13 protein-coding genes are annotated in these 21403 nt (G+C 60.8%); 5 read left to right on the plus strand and 8 right to left on the minus strand.

The window, feature by feature from the left end; genetic code table 11:
- Positions 1 to 66 precede the first annotated feature (66 nt).
- Both V2I08_RS09540 and V2I08_RS09545 read left to right on the plus strand, forming a co-directional pair.
- Positions 67 to 2070: a 3-hydroxyacyl-CoA dehydrogenase NAD-binding domain-containing protein gene (locus tag V2I08_RS09540; RefSeq protein WP_349634874.1), complete on the plus strand. Its 2004-nt coding sequence runs from the start codon at positions 67 to 69 to the stop codon at positions 2068 to 2070.
- Between the two features lie 89 nt (positions 2071 to 2159).
- Positions 2160 to 2762: a TetR/AcrR family transcriptional regulator gene (locus V2I08_RS09545; protein ID WP_349634875.1), complete on the plus strand. Its 603-nt coding sequence runs from the start codon at positions 2160 to 2162 to the stop codon at positions 2760 to 2762.
- A 124-nt stretch (positions 2763 to 2886) separates the two neighbouring features.
- Here V2I08_RS09545 and V2I08_RS09550 read toward each other — a convergent pair whose 3' ends face one another.
- The 6 genes from V2I08_RS09550 to V2I08_RS09575 all read right to left on the minus strand — a co-directional run bounded on the left by V2I08_RS09550 (position 2887) and on the right by V2I08_RS09575 (position 14799).
- On the minus strand, positions 2887 to 4209 hold the full coding sequence (locus V2I08_RS09550; RefSeq protein ID WP_405053635.1) for an oligogalacturonate lyase family protein: 1323 nt from the start codon (positions 4207 to 4209) through the stop codon (positions 2887 to 2889).
- A 2-nt stretch (positions 4210 to 4211) separates the two neighbouring features.
- Positions 4212 to 6929 (minus strand): Tat pathway signal sequence domain protein, encoded by a 2718-nt coding sequence (locus tag V2I08_RS09555; RefSeq protein ID WP_349634876.1) that lies wholly within the window; start codon positions 6927 to 6929, stop codon positions 4212 to 4214.
- A 17-nt stretch (positions 6930 to 6946) separates the two neighbouring features.
- Complete coding sequence (locus tag V2I08_RS09560) at positions 6947 to 7633, minus strand: DUF6250 domain-containing protein (protein WP_349634877.1); 687 nt, start codon at positions 7631 to 7633, stop codon at positions 6947 to 6949.
- Positions 7634 to 7741: 108 nt separating this feature from the next.
- Positions 7742 to 10384 (minus strand): TonB-dependent receptor, encoded by a 2643-nt coding sequence (locus V2I08_RS09565; RefSeq protein ID WP_349634878.1) that lies wholly within the window; start codon positions 10382 to 10384, stop codon positions 7742 to 7744.
- A gap of 873 nt (positions 10385 to 11257) precedes the next feature.
- Positions 11258 to 12319 carry a tyrosine-protein phosphatase gene (locus V2I08_RS09570; protein WP_349634879.1) on the minus strand — a complete coding sequence of 354 codons (1062 nt, stop codon included), beginning with the start codon at positions 12317 to 12319 and terminating at the stop codon, positions 11258 to 11260.
- A gap of 14 nt (positions 12320 to 12333) precedes the next feature.
- The gene (locus V2I08_RS09575; RefSeq protein ID WP_405053636.1) at positions 12334 to 14799 is read right to left on the minus strand and encodes a TonB-dependent receptor; all 2466 of its coding nucleotides are present in this window, start codon (positions 14797 to 14799) and stop codon (positions 12334 to 12336) included.
- 264 nt (positions 14800 to 15063) lie between these two features.
- On the opposite strand from V2I08_RS09575, the gene V2I08_RS09580 reads away from it, so the two are divergent.
- Together V2I08_RS09580 and V2I08_RS09585 are read left to right on the plus strand one after the other, a co-directional pair.
- Positions 15064 to 16254: a TetR/AcrR family transcriptional regulator gene (locus V2I08_RS09580; protein WP_349634881.1), complete on the plus strand. Its 1191-nt coding sequence runs from the start codon at positions 15064 to 15066 to the stop codon at positions 16252 to 16254.
- Positions 16255 to 16314: 60 nt separating this feature from the next.
- Complete coding sequence (locus tag V2I08_RS09585; RefSeq protein WP_349634882.1) at positions 16315 to 17685, plus strand: MFS transporter; 1371 nt, start codon at positions 16315 to 16317, stop codon at positions 17683 to 17685.
- Between the two features lie 149 nt (positions 17686 to 17834).
- Here the strand turns inward: V2I08_RS09585 and V2I08_RS09590 are convergent, their stop codons facing one another.
- Complete coding sequence (locus tag V2I08_RS09590; RefSeq protein ID WP_349634883.1) at positions 17835 to 18503, minus strand: glutathione S-transferase family protein; 669 nt, start codon at positions 18501 to 18503, stop codon at positions 17835 to 17837.
- 106 nt (positions 18504 to 18609) lie between these two features.
- Between V2I08_RS09590 and V2I08_RS09595 the strand changes: the two genes are divergently transcribed.
- Positions 18610 to 20217 (plus strand): alpha-glucosidase, encoded by a 1608-nt coding sequence (locus V2I08_RS09595; protein WP_349634884.1) that lies wholly within the window; start codon positions 18610 to 18612, stop codon positions 20215 to 20217.
- A gap of 19 nt (positions 20218 to 20236) precedes the next feature.
- On the opposite strand, the gene V2I08_RS09600 is transcribed toward V2I08_RS09595, so the two are convergent.
- Complete coding sequence (locus V2I08_RS09600) at positions 20237 to 21400, minus strand: acetyl-CoA C-acetyltransferase (protein WP_349634885.1); 1164 nt, start codon at positions 21398 to 21400, stop codon at positions 20237 to 20239.
- Between the last annotated feature and the right edge of the window lie 3 nt (positions 21401 to 21403).

Below are 21403 nucleotides of genomic sequence, written 5' to 3' on the forward strand. Positions count from 1 at the left end.
CTGTGTAGCCGATAATCTGCGCGCCGGACCGCGCGGCAAAACTGAAATGCTGACAGGGGGCTGACGATGGGGGAAGTGGCAAGCTGGAATGTGACGGATGGCGTGGCCGTGCTCACGATTGAAAATCCGCCGGTCAACGCCGTTTCGGCGGCGGTCCGCAGCGCGCTCATTGACGCAATCGCGCGCGCGGATGCCGATGAAAATGTTTGCGCGCTGGTCATTGCCTGTGCCGGGCGCACCTTTTTCGCAGGGGCTGATCTCAAGGAGTTCGGCCAGCCACCTGTGCCGCCATTTCTTACCGAAGTGGTGGACGGCATAGAGGCATCGACCAAGCCGGTCGTCGCGGCGATCCATGGGGCAGCGCTGGGCGGTGGGCTTGAGATAGCGATGGGATGCCATTACCGCGTCGCAGCACCCGATGCCAAGCTGGGCCTGCCGGAGGTCAAGCTGGCGCTCATGCCCGGCGCGCGCGGTACACAACATCTGCCGCGGTTGGTGGGGGTCGAGAAGGCGCTCGAAATCATCGCTCTTGGCGATTCTATTTCCGCCGTGGTGGCAAAAGCGATTGGCCTTGTGGACGAGCTGACGGATGGCGATCTGGTTGAAGCGGCGGTGGCCCTTGCCCATCGAGAGATGGGCAAATCGCCTCGTCGCACGCGCGATCAAGTGGCAGTGCCCGTCCCCGACGCGATCTATGAGGCCTTTGCGGCGAAATATGCCCGCAAATTTCGCGGGCTGGATGCGCCCCCGGTGATCATCGCCTCAGTCCGCGCGGCCACGCAATTGCCGTTCGACGAAGGTGCCCGGCGCGAGCGCGACGCATTCCTCAAATTGCGGGACGGGCCCCAGCATGCGGCCATGCGCCACGTCTTCTTTGCCGAGCGCGAGGCAGCAAAGGTGCCGGGGCTGGAGGGCGTCGAACCGCGCAAGATCGACAGCGCAGGGGTCATCGGCGCAGGCACGATGGGGTCCGGCATCGCCGTCACCCTGTTGTCGGCAGGGATTGAAGTGATCTTGTTCGAGCGCGAGGCCGCCGCGCTCGAACGTGGAGTAGCTCGCATCCGGGAAGTGATAGAAGGCAATGTCCGTTCCGGGCGGATGGACCGCGCCAACGGCGATGCGGCGCTGGCTTCGCTGCGGCAGACGCTGGTGATGGCAGACCTTGCAAATGTGGATGTGATCGTCGAGGCCGCTTTCGAGACGATGGAAGTCAAGCAGGCGATCTTCATCGAGCTGGATCGTGTGATGCGCCCCGGCGCGGTGCTGGCCAGCAATACATCCTATCTCGACATTGATGACATTGCCGCTGCCACGACACGTCCTCAGGACGTGGTTGGCCTGCATTTCTTCTCACCTGCGAACATCATGAAGCTGCTTGAGGTGGTGCGCGGCGCGAAAACCGCGCCGGACGTGCTGGCCACGGCGCTTGCACTCGCCAGGCGGATCGGCAAGGTCGCGGTGGTATCGGGCAATGCCTGGGGTTTCATCGGCAACCGGATGCTGGCAGTGCGCCGCCGCGAGGCGGAGGCTATGGTGGTTGAGGGTGCTTCACCTGAGCAGGTCGACCATGTCCTCGAAGCGTTCGGCTTTCCGATGGGACCGCTCAAGGTTGGCGACCTTTCGGGCCTTGATCTTGGATGGTCGATCGAGATGTCGACGGGATCCACCATCCGCGAACGTTTGTGCGAGGCCGGGCGCCGGGGACAGAAAACCGGCAAGGGCTTCTACGATTATGACGATGCCCGCCAACCCGTGCCTTCTCCTCAAGCGGAGGCAATTATTGCCCGGTTCGCTCAGGATGAGGGCATCGTTCGCCGGGCGTTCGACGACACCGAGATACTCGACCGCCTGCTCTGGCCGATGGTTGACGAGGGTGCCCGCATCCTTGCCGAAGGCATCGCGGCGCGAGCTTCGGATATCGATGTGGTATGGCTCAACGGCTATGGCTGGCCGGTGTGGACCGGCGGCCCGATATTCCATGCCCGGCAGACCGGGATAGACGAAGTTTGCCGCCGATTGGAACGATTGGGCCGGCAACCGTCCGATGCACTGAGAAAAATCCGACTATGACGTTTTCAACCCGACGTCATTAGCTTAAAAGCCGTCGTCGCCAGTGTGATTTAGCGAATACCGGCTATGATCGCGATCAAGGAAATTTTTTGAGAACCTATAATTCCGAACTTCGCGCGCAAGCTGTTCAGCGATCGCGGGAACGGGCCATACAGGCGTTCATCGCCCTGTCCGGGGAAATGACCTTGGAGGAGATTACGCTTGATCGGGTTGCCCAAGCCACTGGCGTAACGGTGCGCACGCTATTGCGCCACTTTGAGGGTAAGGAGCATCTTGTCCGTGAAGCGCACGACACTATTCTGCGATCCATTGATCAAAGGCTGATTGAGGACACGCCCGGATCACAAAGCTTCGTTGGGCGGATCGTCCAGTATATGGAGCAGATCGGCGATTACCTCGTTCGCTTTGAAAATGAAGCATCGAATTACCCGTCACTCCTGCCCGACCTGGAGCGAGGGCGGGAAATGCGCCGTGCGGCGTTGCGAACGATGCTCGATGCTCATATTCAATGCGATCCTGATGTGCGCGAACGCACCTTGCTGGCGCTTTACGTCGTGATTGACGTGTACGCTTGGCGCATTGTGCGCCGCGATGCTGGTTTGGACACTGAAGAGACAGAATTCTTGTTGAAGGAAATGGTCAACGCCGTCCTACGGCATTTTCCATATCTGCCATCTCGTAAGGCAGGTTAGCAGTCGATTTGAGCGATTTCCAGTCGTGCCATCGTGACGCGCTCTCCTGAATTGTGATCGATTCTGCGGAAAACCCGCCGCTAAGGTTTCGGTCGGCGAGTACTACCGGCCGGGCACCACCTTGTTATCCGCCCTGTTTGCGCAACTCAGCAGCATAGATGTGCGGGGCGCCGTCCATGTTGGAGCGGAAGATCATCCATTTGCCGTCGGGGGTGAAGGTGATGTTGGGTTCCAGCCGATAGTCATGCTTGCGCATGTCCACGATCTTTTCGACCCCGAACGTGCCCGGCGCGATCAGGTCGGCGGCGTTGTCCGCGTGAATGCCGGCGACATCGGGTATGGCGCGTGGGGTGAAGAGGTAGAGATATTTGCCATCGGGCGCATGGGCGACCATCTCGCTATCGCCGCCATCGCCTGAAAAATGGCGCATGTCGGGCGCCTGATTATAATGGACCGACCACTGGTTGCGATCGACATGATACCATTGCCGCCGTCCGGTGGCGATCTCATAGCCCGCCAGCCAGAAGACTTCGCCGCGCGGCGTCTGCAGATCATACCAGATCCAGGCGCCATCGGGTGAGAAGAACTCATGGCCTGCAATTTCCATGTTCATGATCCGCTTGTGGATCAACTGTTTGCCACTGCCATCGGTGCGGATCGTCCAGATCCTGTCGACCTTGTGCCACGGCCCTTCATGGCAATACATGATGAGACCCGGATCGGTCGGCGAAAATTGGATATGGTTGAGCCAATCCGTCGAGGCGACGACGACCTTCCGCTCGCCCGTGCGAATATCGATGGTGAATATCTCCATCGGGATTTTCGCTTCCAGCCGCTCGTTCAGGCGCACTTCCTTCGCCTCGGCAAAGCTGAGCGGCTGTCCGTCCGGTCCATTGGCGGCATAATGGGCCTGGCCGAAGGTCTGCTTGATCTCCGGCGTCCCGGCCTTTTGCGTGCCGTCGGGTTGAAGCGGCTTGTCGCTGGCGGCCCATTGGCCAAGCAGCAGCGTCTCGTCGGCATTGATCGACCCTATCGAACCGCCATCGACCGTCGCGATTTTGCGGGTCTTGCCGCTGTCGATATCCGCCACGAAGATGGTGGTGCCCCCCGCCCCGTCATCGCGTTTACGGCTGGCATAATAGGCCGTGCGGGTCTTGCGCCCGGTGAACAGCAGTTGCAGATCCTTGCCCTTGACCAGCGGCTTGATGGTCCAGTCGGCCAGCGTCATCACGGCTATGCCGTCGGGCGTCGATATCACCATCTTGTCGCCCTGGGGCGTGTAGCTGTTCTGATGGAAATAGAGGCTGGCGCTGCCCGGCTGGTCGGTCAGGCGGAGGACACGGTGGCCGGTCGTCTGGTCGATCCATTCGGCGGCGGGCTTTGCCTGCACGGCCCCGGCGAGGCCAACCGCCGCCATCGCGGCCCATCCGATCATCGCTTTGCGCATCCTCAATTCCTCTTTTCTGCGGCAGCCCATTCCAGTGCATCGGGAATGAGTGCCAGATTCTGGATCGCCGCCAATCCCCATTGCGATGCGGCGTTAGTGGAGACCCCCGGCCACTCGACGGTCGGGCCGACGAAATCGGGGCCGCTATGCGCGACCCGCGGATCGCCATCCGACAGCCCCAACCCGGCCTCGCCCCCCAAAAACTCCCGCGCGGCGCGTGTCGATAGTGCGGCATCGCCGGCTTCCCGCGCGACATAGGCCGTCAGGCGGGAATGTCCTTCCTTCAGGTTCCGCTTGCCGAAGGGCAGAGAAAAATGGGCTTCCCATTCCTGCGGCGAGGCATTGAACCAGCGGCAATAGTCCAGCCATGCCGCCCGATAGCGCGGCACATCGATCAGTTGGAGCAATTCAGCATTCACTTCAAACGCCCCGAATACGGCGTTGAGATGCGAGATGGATATGGCGTCTCCCGGCCCGATGAAGCGCCCGGATTTGAGATCATAGGGGGCGCTGCCCGCCAGCCAGCCATATTTCAATCGCCCGATACTATCCATGCCAGCGATCAGCCGCTCCCGCCACCGCACGTCGCCCGTCCGTTCCCATTCCGTCAGCCAGGCCGCCGCGAGCGATCCCCAGACGGTGCCGAAGCTGAAATCCACGACGCCTTCGGGGAGGGTCTTGCGCTCGGCACCGGGCACCTTGCGGCCGATCTCGACATGGGTCAGCGCCTGGTCCGAGGGAACCAAAGCGCGCATCAGGTCGCCCACCCGTTCATCGCCGGTCAGATAATAGAAGATGCGACGATAGGCCGCATTGCTGACACGCGGCTGTTTGGAGCTGTCGCTCCAATGCTGGACGCCGTGCCGCGTACCCAGGCCCGCAAAGCGGCCAAGATGATAGACATCGACCTCGCCGGTATGGCGGGTCATCGCTTCGGCGAGGCGGAATGCGCGCGCCCGGCCGCTGCGCAGCACATCATACCAAAGCCACAGGTCGGGCGACAATTCGCTATTGGCCCAGGCATAGCCGCCGATATCATAGCGCCAGACGTGCCGGTCCTCGTCATAGGTGTGCATGACGTCACCATGGTTCCAGAAACCATACCAGCCGCGCCGGTCGACTTCATCGGCATAGAAATCGACCAGATTGACCAGTTGGTCCTCAATCCGCGCCTTTATTGGGCTGAAGCGGTCGGGCAGGCTCCAAATGCCCAGCACGTCGGCGGCATGGATGCGTTCGGGCGTCACCATCAGTTGCGGCGGCGTCGCATTGGCCTGCGCCATCGTCGCGAGATGTGCCGCGTCGGGCGTTGCCGCGCAGGCCCAGAGGGTCAGTTCACTCGTGCGGGCCGCGCCGGTCGCGCTATCCCAGCCAGGTTCATAATCCTCATAGGTGATGTCCAGCCCTTCATTCTGGGCGGCATAGGCTTCCATGCCCATGACGTCCCTATAGGGGCGCATATCCATCGGCTGTGCGTTGGGGGACCAGAGCCAGGCGGTGAGCGACGCCTGGTCCGTGTCGGCTCCGCGAATGTCGATCTGTGCGGGATGCCGCTGCCAGAAATAGCGCGCCGCGATCGCGACGCCGCCGGTGGGCGATCCGACATAGCCCAGGCCCTGCGAGCGCGTTCCCGATGTCGCATCAATCCACGCCTGCCCGGCCTTGGTCCGCTTGGCGATGGCAAAGCCGTCAGCGGATAGCTGGCTCAGCGTGAAATCGCCCCAGGTCGGGATACGATCGAGCAGGGTTCGGACCGCAGGCGCCATGTCGTCCATGGCCACGGCTTGCCCCGCAATCTGCGCCTTGCGCGCGGCCGTACCTGGATCGCGGCGAAGGCCCGTCAGCGGCCGGACCGCCTCGCTGAACAATCCGTCCGCGCCCGTGCTGATCCGCACATGACGGTCGTGCGGGGCAGCATTCATCGGCACCTGCGCCCGCAGGCCGAGGCCGCTGATGAAGTCCCTGGCCGGATCGCCGTCGAAGATGAAGCTATGCACGACGCGCAGATGATCGGCGCCCGCGTAGGCATAAAGGCGCAGGACGAACGACAACCAGGCGCGACCCTGCCCCTCATGCATCCCTTCCAGTTTCACGACGGCGCGCACCGGCCCTTTCTGTTCGACCGTCGCCTTGTCGATCCTGCCGGTGAAATGGCTGCGCCCACCGCCTTGCGGTGCGCTGTCCACGCTGGCGATCAGCGCCAGCGATTCCATGACGGTCCGCTGGCCTGATTTTGCCGACTGGATGATCGCCTTGCCCGACGTACCGATCGTCCACTGGACCGAGCCGACCGTGATCACGATCCGGTCGGCGGTTTCGCGCAACAAGACCGGCGCTGGAGGAGCGACGGGCTTGCCCTGGACCACCGTCATGCTTGCAGACGGGGTATTTCCGGCTGGCAGCGCATGGGCGGTCCATTTGAGCGATCCATCCGGCCAGGTGGCCAAGGGCCAATGCTGCGACGGCAGAGCCTTGCCCTCGGCGTCCTTGACCGACAGAGCGGTTCCGGCGCGCAATGCCCCTTGCGGCCATGGCACGCCAAAGGTCTGGCCAAGCGAAAGCGGGGGCGCGGCATCGTCGATCCAGCGCACGGGTGTCGACGGCAAGCTGCCGCCGCGCCCGCTCGCGGCCCGTGCAGCGGCAGGCAGGAGCGCCGAAGCGCCGGTCAGCAAGCCAAGCCTCAGGCTGTCGCGGCGGCTGACTATGATCCCGGTCTTCATCGGCGTCGCTCCTTTTGTCAGCCATGGGTGATGGTCAGGTTGCGGACCTGAATGTGGCTCTGCGTGGTCCGCAGCCCAAAATGACCACGGCGATAGGGGGCGGGGTCGTCCATCTCGAACAAGGGCGCGCGATCACGCTCGACCGCGATATGATGGCCGTCGGCGATCAGACCAATGGCGAACCAGGCGTTCGGTGTCAGCATGTCCGCCTTTGCCAGTCGGTCATGGTGGGGCAGCAATGGTCGTTCCCCCACCCGGCCGACATAGCGGCGCATCCGCGTCGTGCTGTTGCGGTTGCCGCCGATGCCGACATAATAGGTTTTCAGCCTATCATAATCCTCGAACGCGCCACTGCGCCGCCGCCCCAGCACCGACCCATCGGGCACGGCAGGGTCGGTCGCCATCCAGAAAGCGTTGACATCGCTGACCGCGTCATGGGGTCCGCCGTGCGCCACGGCGCGGACCTCATAGCGGATCGCGACAGGGGCCATGAGGGCGGGCAGAAACCAGAGCGTGATCCCGGCGGGGGCGTCGATGTCCAAAATGCCATCCCGTGCCGAGACGCGGGCATCACCGATCGCTTCCATCCGCCATTGCTTGAGACCGCTTCGAAAATCATCGCCCGAAACGGTGCGTCCGCCATCCGCGCGTGCGGCGACTGGTGCCAGCATCAGCGACATCAGCATCGTGCGGCGGTTGAACATGGCGCTATTCCCGGTTCAGGCTGAACGAAGAAATGCTGCGGGATCGGGAGAAGGGGGATATCCCGCAGCAAGAGCCGTGGTCCAGAAGGGGAACCACGGGGGAGCGGATCAGAGCTTGAACCGAATGCCGCCATAGACACGACGCCCGAAGGTTTCGATGATCGTACGGCGATAGATGCTATTGGCATTCTCCTTGCGCGTGGCATCGAGCAGATTGACGCCTTCCAGGAACAGCGAGACATCCTTCATCAGATTGAGGTTGAGCGACGCATCGAGCTGGCCATAGGCTTCACCAAATTCCGGGTTGTTGCCACGCCCGACCGCCGTGATCAGATATTTCGACCGCCAATTATAGGCACCACGGATGCTGAAGACATCATCCTCATAATAGGCCGAAATATTGTAGCTTTTGCGGGACAGGCCCTGGAACGGCAGGGAATCGCCGGTGAAAAAGTCCGTGCCTTCATAGCCGCTATCCTTCGAGTAAGTGAAGTTCGCGATGACGCCCATATGTTTGACCACGGGCACATTGATGAAATCGAACGCGACCTGTGCGCCCGCTTCGATGCCGTTGATCGTCACCTTCTGCGTCCCGTTGCTGGGCACCGTGATCGCGTATGTGACACCATTGGCGTCCGTGAACGGCTCCGTCGTATTCTGGATGAAGGAGCTGATTTCCTTGCGGAAATAGGTGACCGACGCAAAGCTGGTCTTGTTGATATAATATTCCAGACCCGCATCATATTGGCGTGCCCGGAACGGCTGGAGCGCGGGATTGCCGCGTGAGCCCGACAGGCCCACGACATCCAGTGTGAACCGCGGAGCAAGCTGCTGTGGCAGGGGGCGCGCCATCACTTCGCTGGCGGTCAAACGCGCCATCAGCGTGTTCGGGATCAGTTCGGCTTTCAGGTTTATGGATGGCAGGAACTCGGTGTTCTTGCTGTCATAGGCGACGGGGCTGATCAGCGCGGGCTGACCGCCTGGCTGCGCGGTCCGCAGGAAACCGGACGTATCGACCTGCGTATTGACGACACGCGCACCGGCTACGCCGCTGACCGCTACCGATCCGACATCAAAGGCGAATGAAGCCTGGGCATAGCCAGCGATGTTGCGCTCGCCGACTTCCCATGTGTCGGTGAAGACCTGGCAAGTGCCGTCCGCATTGGCGGGGCAGCCGCCGGGCGCGAACGGGTCGGGCACTCCGACCGCATCCGCCACCGCCTGGGTCATGTTCAGCCAGCCGGTATATCCGCCATCGAAGCCCAGATTGCCAGTGTTGAAGAAGGGTGACGTGCCAAGGCCCGCATTGCCCGCCACGATCGCGCTGATCTGGTTCTGCACCGCAGGATTGCTAAAGCCGTTCAGCGTCGTCGTCCGGCTGTAGAAGCGGCTCTTGACGGTCAGGTCGCGATATTGGCCACCCACCTTGATCGACGTGAGGAAGCCGGTGTCGAACATATATTCGGCGTCGAGCTTCGCCATTTTTTCCGCCTGATCGTCATAACGCGGGCGACGCAGCACGGTCAATTGGTTGATCCCGGCGATCGTGGTCGGATCATTGGGCAAAATGATCTGGGGCGCTTGCTGGGGATTGTCATAATCGACGATCAGGCGGGACATACCAGTCACGGCCGCGGTCGCATTAATCTCATTATTATAGGCCTGCGCCTTGGAATAAGAAATTTTGGGGCTGAGCTTCAGGTTGCCGCTGGTCCAGTCCGCACCCACCGCGAGATTATAGGTGGTGCGCCGGATGTCGCCCAATATGTTGCGATAGGATACGCCCAATTGGCTGGTCTGCGCCAAGGCGGGATTGTTGATCATCTCAAGATGGGTGACGGTATTGTCCGGCCCGATGACGGTATTGGCGACATCAACCAATCCACCACTGGTCCCTGTCTGCAGGAATTGCGATGTGACCGACTGGTTGGACCGGGTCCAGTTGCCCTCCACATAGGCGGTCAGATCGTCGCTCGGCCGCCATTCCAATATGCCGTTCAGCGCATTGCGCCGTGTTTCGAGGCGGTTGATGACGTAACGGGGAATGTCGGGGAAGAAATCGGCCGCGCCGTCATTGTTCAAATCATAAGCCTGCAAGCCCGGCGTCGTCGGGTCGCTGTCCAACCGAACCCAGCCGGTGGTGCGCGCCTGATGGCTTTCCACATTGCGGTTTTCGAATGTGCCCGACACCAACACGCCAAGTTTGCCGTCGGCAAATGTGTCGCTGGCAATCAGGGCGATGCGCGGGTCCATATAATCGGCAATGTCGGAATAAATGGCCTGGGCCGATCCCGCGACATAGGTTTTGCCGCCATTGTCGAACGGGCGCCGGGTAATGACGCGCACGGTGCCACCGACGCCGCCTTCCGTCATGTCCGCCGTGGCGGACTTGACGACTTCCAGCCGGTTGACGAATTCGGAGGGCAGGTCGCGGAAATCGACATCGCGGCCGCCGCCTACCGTGGTGGACAGAGCGGTCGTGCCATTGATTTCGACGCGATTGAGCGACGGGTCCGCACCGCGGATGGTCACGCCAGCGCCTTCGCCATCGGCGCGCGAAATCTGCACGCCGGTCACACGCTGAAGCGCCTCGCCGATATTCTTGTCGGGGAATTTGCCGATATCTTCGGCCGAAATCGCGTCCAGCACCTGCGGCGCATTGCGCTTGGCATTTAGCGCACCCTGTAGACTGCTACGAATGCCCGTGACGATGATGTCGCTATCGCTCGCCCCGGCTTGGGTAGTAGACACTCCCCCATCCTGCTGCTGTGCGCTCGCTGTCCCGGCAGAAAGCAGAAAAACTGCCACGGCAGCGCTCGACACCAAGGCGCCGCTTCTGGAAAACCTCATTAACCATCCTCCCCAAAAATCAATGCACGCAAATGCTTGTATATTGAGCCAATGGGCGGCTTGACCCGCCGCCTCGTTCACCACAAACTCACATTGTTCCATATATTGGACGTCAGTATCTATATATGGATATTTTTGAGAGGGTAAAATTTGCGGCAAAGCGAGCCATAGGCAAGGCAAAGCGTTTAACGGCGCGATCAGGCCATTCCGGCCGACCCATGTGGACGAGCCAGCCGGCCAGCGGATTAGTGGGATTTTATTATGATGATTGGTGCAGAGGTCGGGGCGGTCCTGGCCCTGACCGATCTTCAATCTGCCGGCGCCTGTTATGGCCGCATCTTTAATCCGCAAACGGCCCGCGACCGCCACAAAGTGCTATCTTGATCCTGCCAGGGATAACCACGAAGCAGGCTTGATAGGCAGCAGGTTCCGTGTGTCAAACGGGTTTCCCGTAGCGAGTTGGATAACCGCAATACCCGATATCGACTATTCGTCTTCGGTACCCTCAATGGCGCGCAAAAGCCCGCGATGGGTACGGTATCGAAGGGCTTGAGCTAGAAAGCAGGGCCAACCGCTGCTGGGTTGGGACATCAGCCCAGGGCGGAGCCGTTCCAAAGTTCCGGACGCCGATGGCAATGCCATGCAGCCACATCAGCCACAGCACATATTCGTACGGCGACCCAATATGTATTTTGCAGTACGCTGAACGAATTCAGCCGGTCCGTCTGGTTGCGATACATGGTGTGACATATCCCACAAGAATCGCTAGACCAGCTATTCCAGCATAGTTGTACGCAGTTTGCCGATATCGGCGTCGGTCAATCCAAGCATCTGCTTCATAAAGCTTTCCGAGCTACCATATTGGGCATCAATATAAGTGAAAAACTGGCCCAAATGTGACGCGCCGCTGGGTGTGTAAAGCGGTTCGGCGATCGTCCTTTGCTTCTCATCCTTCGAAAAATAATATTTCAGGATTGGATTGTTGGGATGATCGGCTGGATCGACCTTGGGCATTTCCCACTGCGGACGACGCAGCGCTGTGGACATATGATAATCCATCAGGATCGTTTCACGATCAACACCCAACATATCATAGAGCAAGGCGGTCGCCATGCCGGTACGATCCTGCCCGGCCGAACAATGATAGAGGACCGCGCCTTCATTGGCATTGATCCGTTGATACAAGGCGCGCAATTGCGGGATCAGCAGTTTTTCCATGCCGTGATAGACATTTTCGCCATTGCCCTTGCCGAAATTGGCCATCAGCGGCTTGAGGGAATAATCATTCGAAATGAACAGTGCGCCCGTGCGGTCGTCTACCAGATCGGGCGCAACCTCCCGTTCCTCCAGCGACCGCAGATCTACCACAGACCCGACGCCCAGTTGATTGATCAGGCTATAATCTGCCTCGCTCAGCAACGGCATCGCACCGGAACGGAAGGCCTTGCCCCAGCGCACGGTGCGCCCGTCCTTGGTGACATAGCCGCCGATGTCGCGAAAATTGCTACCCTGTTCCAACGGCAGGACCCGCTCGGCGACCACGGTGACGTCACCCTTGCCGTCCTGAAGCAGGACATAGCGGCGTTGGTCGGCAGGCATCGCAAGCGTGATCTTGCCGTCCTTGCCTGAGGCTTTGATCCTGTCCGCGCCGACGCGCTGGTCGTCGGCATCAAGGACGCTGTCCTGGCTGATCCAGATCGCCACCGGCTTGGTATCGCCCCGATCCAGTATGACGGTGGCCGCATCTGAACGGCTAAGCGTCGCCGCTTCCCGTCCCAGTGCAGGGCTGGCGGCCGATGCTGCAAGAAGCAGCGCGGTGACAAGGGTGGTGCGCATCGGTCCGGTCTCCGTCAAAAGCTGAAGCGAACGCCGAACAGGTAGCGCGAACCGATCTGCTCGACTTCGGTCGGCGTCGCGGTCGTGCCCTGATAAGCGATATATTTCTCATCGGTCAGGTTCGCGAGGTCCGCGAACAGTGTCAGATTTTCATTGAGGGCATAGCGCAGCGAAACGTCGAGATTTTCATAGCCCTTGCGATACTCGCCGCTGCCAAAGCCGCCCAATGTATCGAGCCAGTTGGACCGCCACTGATAGCTGACCCGCGCCGAGACGCCGTATTTCTCGTAGAAGAGCGACGCATTGGCGATGCGCTTGGACATGCCCTGGAAGGCGATATTCTGCTCGGTTGGCGTGTCGAAGCTACCATCCAGCAGCGTAACATTGCCCTGGAAGCCGAAGCCGTCGAGCGCGCCGGGCAGGAAGTCGAACTGCTTGAGCAGGTTGAACTCGACGCCGTAGAGCTTGCCTTTTTCGCCATTATAGGTGCCGCTCAGCAGATAGGCTGATCGGTCCACGCCACCAAAGTCATAGAAGTCGCTACCGACTGGTGCCTGGCTCTGGTACAGCACATCGTCTACCCAGCGATGGAAGGCCGCGATCGACACCATGCCGTTGCCGGGCAGATAATATTCGATGCTGGCGTCCGCGCCCCAGGTATATTCGGGCCGCAGCGCCGGATTGCCACCGCTGATCGTGCCGGGGCTATTGGTATCGTTGATGGAAGCCCCCACCCGGATCGCGCCATAAGCCGGGCGCGATATGCCACGTTGGCCTGCCAAGCGCAGGACCAGATTGTCGGTCGCGGCATATTTGATGTTGAGGCTGGGGAAAAAGTCGGTCTTGCTGAACGTGTAAGCCAATGGTGTACCGACGCCGCCGGCGATCACGGTGCCGCGATTGTCCATCAGATAGCGTTCCATCCGCACGCCGCCTACCGCAGTCAGTGCGCCGCTTTCAACCTTGCCCATGACATAGGCGGCCAAGGTGCGCTCGCGCTGCGAGTAGCGGTCGCTGTCAGGAATATCGAGTGCAGGGTTGTAAAGACCTGCAGCCGTCAACTTGTCGAGCAGGCTCAGCGCATCGTCGCGCATGGCGACATTGTCGACATAGTTGAGCGTGACGCCCAGTGGGAAGCGCGTATCCCATGGCTTGTTCGTCACATAGTTGTTGACGTTGAAAGGCTGCCCCACTGCGGAACCCATCGCGCCGAGATAGGCCAGGTTCGAGAAGGAGAAATTATTGCCCGCAATATCACGATCGGCATAGAGGCCGCCTGCAGACAAGAACAGGTCGCCCATTTCCTTGGATAGGTCGAACTTGGCGGTATAGCTGTTGGACACCGTCTTCTGTCGTGCCGCTATCATATAGGCACCACTCGCCGACAGGCTCGCCTGATTGAACGGGCCGTTGACGGTGACGATCGGGAAGTTGGGATCGCTATTGTCGTAGCTGAGCGACAAATTGTTCGCTCCACTGGTCGACGCCTGGATCAATGGCAGGAATGTGTTGTTGTCCGTGCGGGTATAGTTGAACTTGAACGATGCATTCAGACCGTCGTCGGTGGCATAATCACCGCCGACCGTCGCGATATAGTTGCGATTGCGATATTCACCGAAGTTGAAGCTGCCGCGCAGCGGTACGCCGGTCAACGTGCCGCTATCCTGCGTCCGAGTGCCGCCGGTGGCGCGATCCAGGCGAAACTCATATTGATTGCGCTGCTCATTATCGTTGAATTCGGAAAAGATCGCCTTGGCATAAAGGCGCTGGCCTTCTTCGGGACTATATTCGACCCCGCCGAATAAGCCGTTATTCCAGCGTTCTATCTCATATTGCCGAATGTCGAACTCGGTCGGCCCCTTGTCGTCATAAGCACCGACTTCGCGATTGTCGGTCAACTGCTTGCGGCGATAATGCGACCCGCCGACCACGACCCCGAACACGTCGTTTGACCAGGATAGACGCATTGACGCCTGCCGCTGTTCGCCCTTGCCCAGGTCCATAAAGCCATAGCCCGCGTCGCCAGTCACATGCAGCCCCTTGCGATCCATCGGCGAATAGGTGCGCAGGTCGATGGTGGCGACGATCGCGTCGGCCTGAAGATCGCTGGTCAGTGATTTGTTGATGACCATTTGCGACAGCAGCACGGCGGGGATGGCGTCGAAGCGGAAAGCGCGGGTGTCGCCGCCTTCGTCCACGCCCACCATCGGGATGCCGTCGATGCTCACCGAGGTCCAGCGATTGGGCGCACCGCGCACCTGGATATAGCGTTCCTGGCCCTGGTCGCGTTGTACTGCGACGGCGGGCAGGCGCGACAGGGCGGCCGCCGCATTCTGATCGGGGAAGCGTCCCACGGCGTCCGACGCGGCGACGTCGGACAGGTTCACGGCGGCCCGCTTGAGCGCGATCGAATCTTGCTGGGCCGACAGGATAGACCCTGTGACGATGATCGTGCCTTCCCCGTCTGGCGCTTCGGCCATCGGCGGTGCGTCCTGTGCGGCGAGAGCGGACGGGACGAAGGCGAGTATGCCGCAAAGAGCGGTGGTGCGTAGAAGCAGGCTGCAAGGCAGTTTCATGATCGGGTCCCCCAGATGGCGTGCCGCCCCGCTAGAACGATTGTATGTAACTATTGTGACGTGTGTTTGCAGCACAAAAACGCCTGTACGGGGCGCCGCAGGCCTCGCTCCGGGAGCCGGCTCTTGCTATGATCCTCTTTTTATTGCCACGCGAATAACCGGACCATCATGCTTAAAACTCAGAAAATAACGTCAGATAACAGGCTGATAGATGCCGTGTTGGAGCAGTGGGAAGTATATGGATATGAAGGCGTGTCTGCACGTCAGTTGTCCACCATCGCGTCTGTTCCGCCCTCTTCAATCTATCATCACTTTGGCTCTCTGGAACAGTTGTTGGTATTGGCGCAGGAGCATGCTCAGGCGCTGACACGCCATTGGTGCAACGATCGAATCGAACAGTTGGCGGGCATGCCATGCGACCCTCGCGCTTTTCCCGCCTTCTTTGCGGCTTGCGTGGACGATTGGGTATATCGTGAGCGCCGTCTGGCATTTGCCTGGCGGGAAGGGCAATTGCTGCGCGCCAGCAGCCCATCGGGACGCGCGCTCCAGCAGCAGTGGGAAAAACTCTGGTCCGACTTCTGGCATGCCGCAACGGCGCGCTTTGGCTTGGAAAGAGGCGCGGGTGTCGCATATCGTCTGTTCGAAAATGAATCCTCCCTCCATATGATCGACTGGCGTCGATCGGTGGACCGCGCCGGGCTGGATGAGTTCGCACAAGGCGTTGGCGCATGGTTGATAGGCAAGCCTGTGCCACCGTCTCCCTGGCGCGATTTCGCGCGTGCCGCAGCGCTCGAAGCGCTGCCGACCGAGCCGGATCATGACAGCACCACCGCCAGCATCGTGACGGCGGCCTCCGCCCTGATCGAAGAGGCAGGCGCGGTGGGACTGACCCATCGTGCGGTGGCGGACCGTGCGGGCCTCACACTCGGCACTGTATCGCACAAGGTTCGTACCAAGGCCGAACTCGTTCAGATCGGCTATGGCGGCCTCTACATCAAGTCCGTGTCCCGGTTGCGCGCGCAGACATCCATCCTGCCGTCCGGCGATGCGACAGTGGGCGGCATTGCAAGCTTTCTGGCGGAGAATACAGGTAGCCGTGGCATCGACGCCCTGCATCTCGCGGTTGCGCGGGATCCGGCGCTGCGCCAGTTCGGGCTTCAACTTCGCTATCTGCGCGGCAGCACGTCCCGATCGCTGCTTCAGAGGCTACTGCCGAATCGGCCTGCGCCGGGCCATCTGGAACCAGCCCTGTTATCGAGCTTCCTGTCTTCGCTAACACGGCGTTACGCAGGCTGGATGGCGGAGGAGGCGCGTGCGCCGATCCAGGCGGAGTTGGAAGAACTGCTCACAATGCTCTGATCCTGGCGCGCATCACGGCAGCTTCACGAAGCTGTCACGGACGCGCTGTAGCGGCCGGGCATGCAAGACGGTCTTCCTTCCGGCATAGACCCGCAGAACCGTCCAGCCGACGCGCACATCAGCCGCGTTCGGCTCGCTGCCTTTTCCTTGCCCGTGCTGCTTTTTCAAGCGATCGAAATGGCGTGGCGCGCCTATCTGCCCCGCTTCCTGACCCTGGATATCGGGATCGCGTTGGGCACCGTCGGCGCAATCCTGCTGGGTGCCAGGCTTCTGGACGCAGTTGCGGACCCTTTGATAGGCTGGATGAGCGATACGCTGCACACGCCCATGGGCAGACGCAAACCGTGGATGGCATTGGGGGCCGCTCTCGTCCCGGCAGGGGCGCTGCTTTTGTTTCTTGCACCACCCGGCGCTGGACTGACGCAAATTATAGCGGCCAGCCTGCTGCTGCATCTGGGCTATTCCTTCATCATCACGCCCCATGGCGGTTGGGGGCTGGAACTGTCGGGCGACAAGCATCAGCGCACCCGCATCATGGGCGCCAAAGTGTGGTTTGGATTGCTGGGTTCGCTTGGATTGCTGGCTGTGATGGCACTGATGGAACGCGGCTTTGCCGTTCCCCGTGTCAGCCAGATGGCGATGCTGGGTTGGGCCATTGCGCTATTGGCACCAATTACCGTTGCAGCGGTGATCCTGCAGTTTAGGGAGCCAGACGAGTTGGGCGGGTCATCGAAGGCAGAAAGCCCGCTAGTCTTGCTCATCTCGATCCTGCGCGCGCGGGAAATGCGTACGATCCTGGCGCTATATATGCTGACCGGCATCATCGATGCGGCGGCGGCGAGCAGCTTCCTGTTCCTGGCCGAGGATGCGTTGCGATTGAACCGTTGGGGTGCTGCATTGCTGCTGGTCCAGCCGGTCATTGCGTTGGGCACGTTGCCGGTCTGGAGTTGGGTAAGCGCTCGGCTCGGTCGACGAAAAACGTTGATGATCGCTTATGGCTGGCAGGGACTAACTGCACCCCTCCTCTTTCTCATCCCGGAAGGTCAGCCTGTTATATTCGCGCTTTTTATAGCCACCCGCGCGTTGGGATGGGGGGTCGATTATATGCTGCTGCGCGCGATGGTGGCCGACCTTGCTGACGGACGTTTGCGCGATATCGGGCGGCTCGGCGGCATATATTATGGCATAAGCAGTGTAACGCTAAAGATCGCCATGGGCCTGGGCGGCGGCGGTGCGTTGTGGATGATGAAAATGATGACCAGCGCATCAGCTATGCCACCTGCCCAGGCTGTGCGCCTCGCCTATGCTATGCCTGCAGTAATCCTGATGCCGATCGCACTCATATTATTGAACATGCCTGGGCGCTGGCTGGCAAGATTCAACCGCCCCATACCGCACAATATGCGAGAAAAACTTTCAAACTATTCTTAGCATCGGTCTGCTGTGAAAAGAGGTTTTGCAATCAGGATGCGCTTTCGAGTGACAGAAATTCAGCGGACTCGTTCACGCCGACGTCGATGAGGCCGAGCCGCATAACGACGCCAGCATTATTCCCACGACCTCACAGGGTCCTCCAGATTTTACGATGCCTGATTGAAAATAGCCAACTGATCGGCGAAGGCACGTTGGAAAGCGGGCCGTTCCTCGCCACGGGCGATATAAGCGGACAATGTGGGATAGTCAGTCAGCAGACCGGATGTCGTCAATCGACGAAGCACATTGATCATGAGCAAGTCGCCCGCGCTGAACGAGCCATCCAGCCACGCAACATCCGCCAAACGCTGTGACAGGGCGTCCAGGCGACCATGAACCTGATCGTCCAGCATCTCCAAGCGTTCGCTATGCCAAGGCTTGTCGCGTTCCGTAAGCATGGCCATTTCGCGATGGATGATCGGGGGTTCGACCGTGCTCAACGCCGCGAACATCCAGTTGATCGCCCGCGCCCGCGCGCCTTCGTCCTCCGGTAAAAGTCCGACATGCCGCTGCGCGATATGGAAAATGATTGCGCCGGATTCAAACAGCGCCAGATCGCCTTCCTCATAGGTCGGAATTTGTCCGAACGGGTGCAGCGCCCGATGCTGAGCTTCCTTCAACTGACCAAATGAGAGAAGGCGAACGCCATAGGGCTGACCTACTTCCTCCAGCGCCCAGCGGACGCCCATGTCCCGCGCCAGACCTCGTCCGCGATCAGGCGATCGGGCAAAAGCGGTAATGGTGATGGGCATGGTGAAGCTCCCGCTATCTGCCATGGTCTGGCACACGGCAATGGACGTAGACTTCACCTGTCGCATCGGACATGCAAGAGTGTCTCGACATTTTCGTCCACCGCCAAACCCTGACCCGAAAAGGCCAGCCATGACAGCAGCGTCCCCGCAGACCGATCAGCCCTGGTGGAAAGGGGCGGTGATCTACCAGATTTATCCGCGCAGCTTTCAGGACAGCAATCATGACGGCGTGGGTGACCTGAACGGCATCACCCAGCGGCTGGAGCATGTTGCCAAATTGGGCGTGGATGCAATCTGGATATCGCCTTTCTTCACCTCGCCGATGCGCGATTTCGGCTATGATATCGCTGATTATTGCGACGTTGATCCGATCTTCGGCACGCTCGCCGATTTCGACGCGCTTATCGCCCGCGCCCATGCGCTGGGCCTCAAAGTCACGATCGATCAGGTCTATGCGCATAGCTCCGACCTACATGACTGGTTCGCGCAGAGCCGCGCCGACCGCAGCAATAGCAAGGCCGATTGGTATGTCTGGGCCGATCCCAAGTCCGACGGCACCCCACCCAATAATTGGCAGTCGGTATTCGGCGGCCCGGCCTGGACCTGGGACGCGCGGCGCGGCCAATATTATATGCACCAATTCCTGGCCAGCCAGCCCCAGCTCAACGTCCATAGCCCGGTGGTGCAGGATGCGCTGCTGGACGTCATGCGTTTCTGGCTGGATCGCGGGGTGGACGGCTTCCGCCTCGATGCGCTCAACCACGCGATGCACGATCCCGATTTCCGCGACAATCCTCCCGCCCCCGACGATGGCAGCCCCCGCACCCGCCCCTTTGATTTCCAGATCAAGCGCTACAGCCAGTCACATCCGAACATTGTCCGCTTCGCTGAACGCATCCGGGTTTTATGTGACGACTATGGCGCAATTTTCACCGTTGCCGAAGTGGGTGGCGCTTTGGCCGAACAGGAGATGAAGGAATTTACGGCAGGCGATCATCGGCTCAACAGCGCTTATGGCTTCACCTTCCTCTACGCCCCGGCCCTAACCCCAGCGCTGGTGGCGGATACAGTTGATCGCTGGCCAGACGAGCCTGGCATGGGCTGGCCCAGTTGGGCTTTCGAGAATCACGACGCGCCGCGCGCGCTGTCGCGCTGGTGCGCGGCCGAAGATCGGCCTGCCTTTGCGCGCATGAAGATGGCGCTGCTCGTCGCGCTGCGTGGCAACGCCATCCTCTATCAGGGCGAAGAACTGGGCATCACCCAGGTCGACATCCCGTTCGAGCGATTGCAGGATCCCGAAGCCATCGCCAATTGGCCGCTCACCCTCTCGCGCGATGGTGCGCGCACGCCGTTGCCCTGGTCGACCACGGCTGCGCAAGCAGGGTTTTCCAGTATCGAGCCCTGGTTGCCCCATGGCGACGATCATCTTGCGCTCGCCGTAGATGCACAAGAAGCAGATACGGACTCGTTGCTCAATTTCACCCGCATCATGCTGGCGCAGCGCAAGATCTATCCTGCGCTGCGTTATGGAGCGCTAGCCATTCTGGTGGCCGACGCCGCCTGCCTGGTGTTTAGACGGACCAGCGGTGACCAGTCGCTGCTGTGCGTCTTCAACCTGTCGAACGCGCCGATCGCCTGGCCAGATACCGTCAGCGGATCAGGCCGCGTCGTGATCACTATCAATGGCGCGACGCGGGAGAGTCTACCGCCCTATGCCGCTATTCTGATCGAACCGTGAGGCTCAGGCAGCCGTTACCTTACAGCGCTTCCACGATCGTCACATTGGCAACGCCGCCGCCCTCGCACATCGTCTGCAAGCCATAGCGCTTGCCCTGTGCGCGCAGCGCATGGATCAGCGTGGTCATCAGCTTGGTGCCGCTGGCACCCAGCGGATGACCAAGCGCGATCGCGCCACCGTTGACGTTGAGTTTCGCCGGGTCCGCGCCGATCGCCTTGAGCCACGCCATCGGGATCGCGGCAAAGGCTTCGTTGACCTCGAACAGGTCGATATCATCGAGGCTGAGGCCCGACCGCTCGAACGCGCGGCGGGTCGCCGGAATCGGCTCTTCCAGCATGATCACCGGGTCGCCGGCCGTCACCGTCAGATTGACGATGCGCGCAATGGGCTTGAGGTTGAAGCGCTTGATCGCCGCCTCGCTCGCCACCAGCACGCCCGAAGCGCCATCGGTCATCTGGCTGGCATTGGCCGCGGTGATCGTGCCGCCCTCCTCCAGCGTCTTGACGCTGGCCATCGCCTCCATCGTGCCGCCGCGGCGCACACCGTCATCGGTATCGAACAGGCCTTCTGGCGTTTCCACGCCGACGATCTCGCCCTTAAACGCACCACTGTCGATCGCAGCCGCCGCCTTGGCATGGCTGGCCAGCGCAAAAGCGTCCATATCCTCGCGGGTGAAGCCATATTTGTTGGCGATCATCTGCGCGCCATGAAACTGGCTGAACTCGGCGACGCCATAGCGGTTCTGGATGCTCTTGGGCCATGGCCCGATGCCGACACCGGCGGCGGCGTGAAGCTGATAGTTGGAGCCCATCGGCACCCGCGTCATGCTTTCCGCGCCCGCGGCAATCACCAGATCCTGCGTGCCGGACATGATCGCCTGCGCCGCGAAATGCAGCGCCTGTTGCGAGGAACCGCATTGACGGTCGATCGTCACGGCGGGCACGCTGTCGGGCAGCTTCGACGCCAGCACCAGATTGCGGCCAAAGGCAAAGGCCTGCTCGCCTGCCTGGCTGACGCAGCCGACGATGACATCTTCGATCGCAGCGGGATCGACACCCGTGCGATCGACCAGCGCATTGAGGATGGTCGCGCCAAGATCGGCGGGATGTACGTCGATCAGGCCGCCCTTGCGGGCGCGGCCACCGGCGGTGCGGACGGCTTCTACGATATAGGCGTCGGCCATGGT

It is taken from the genome of Sphingobium sp. MK2 (assembly GCF_040170545.1).
Taxonomy (GTDB): domain Bacteria; phylum Pseudomonadota; class Alphaproteobacteria; order Sphingomonadales; family Sphingomonadaceae; genus Sphingobium.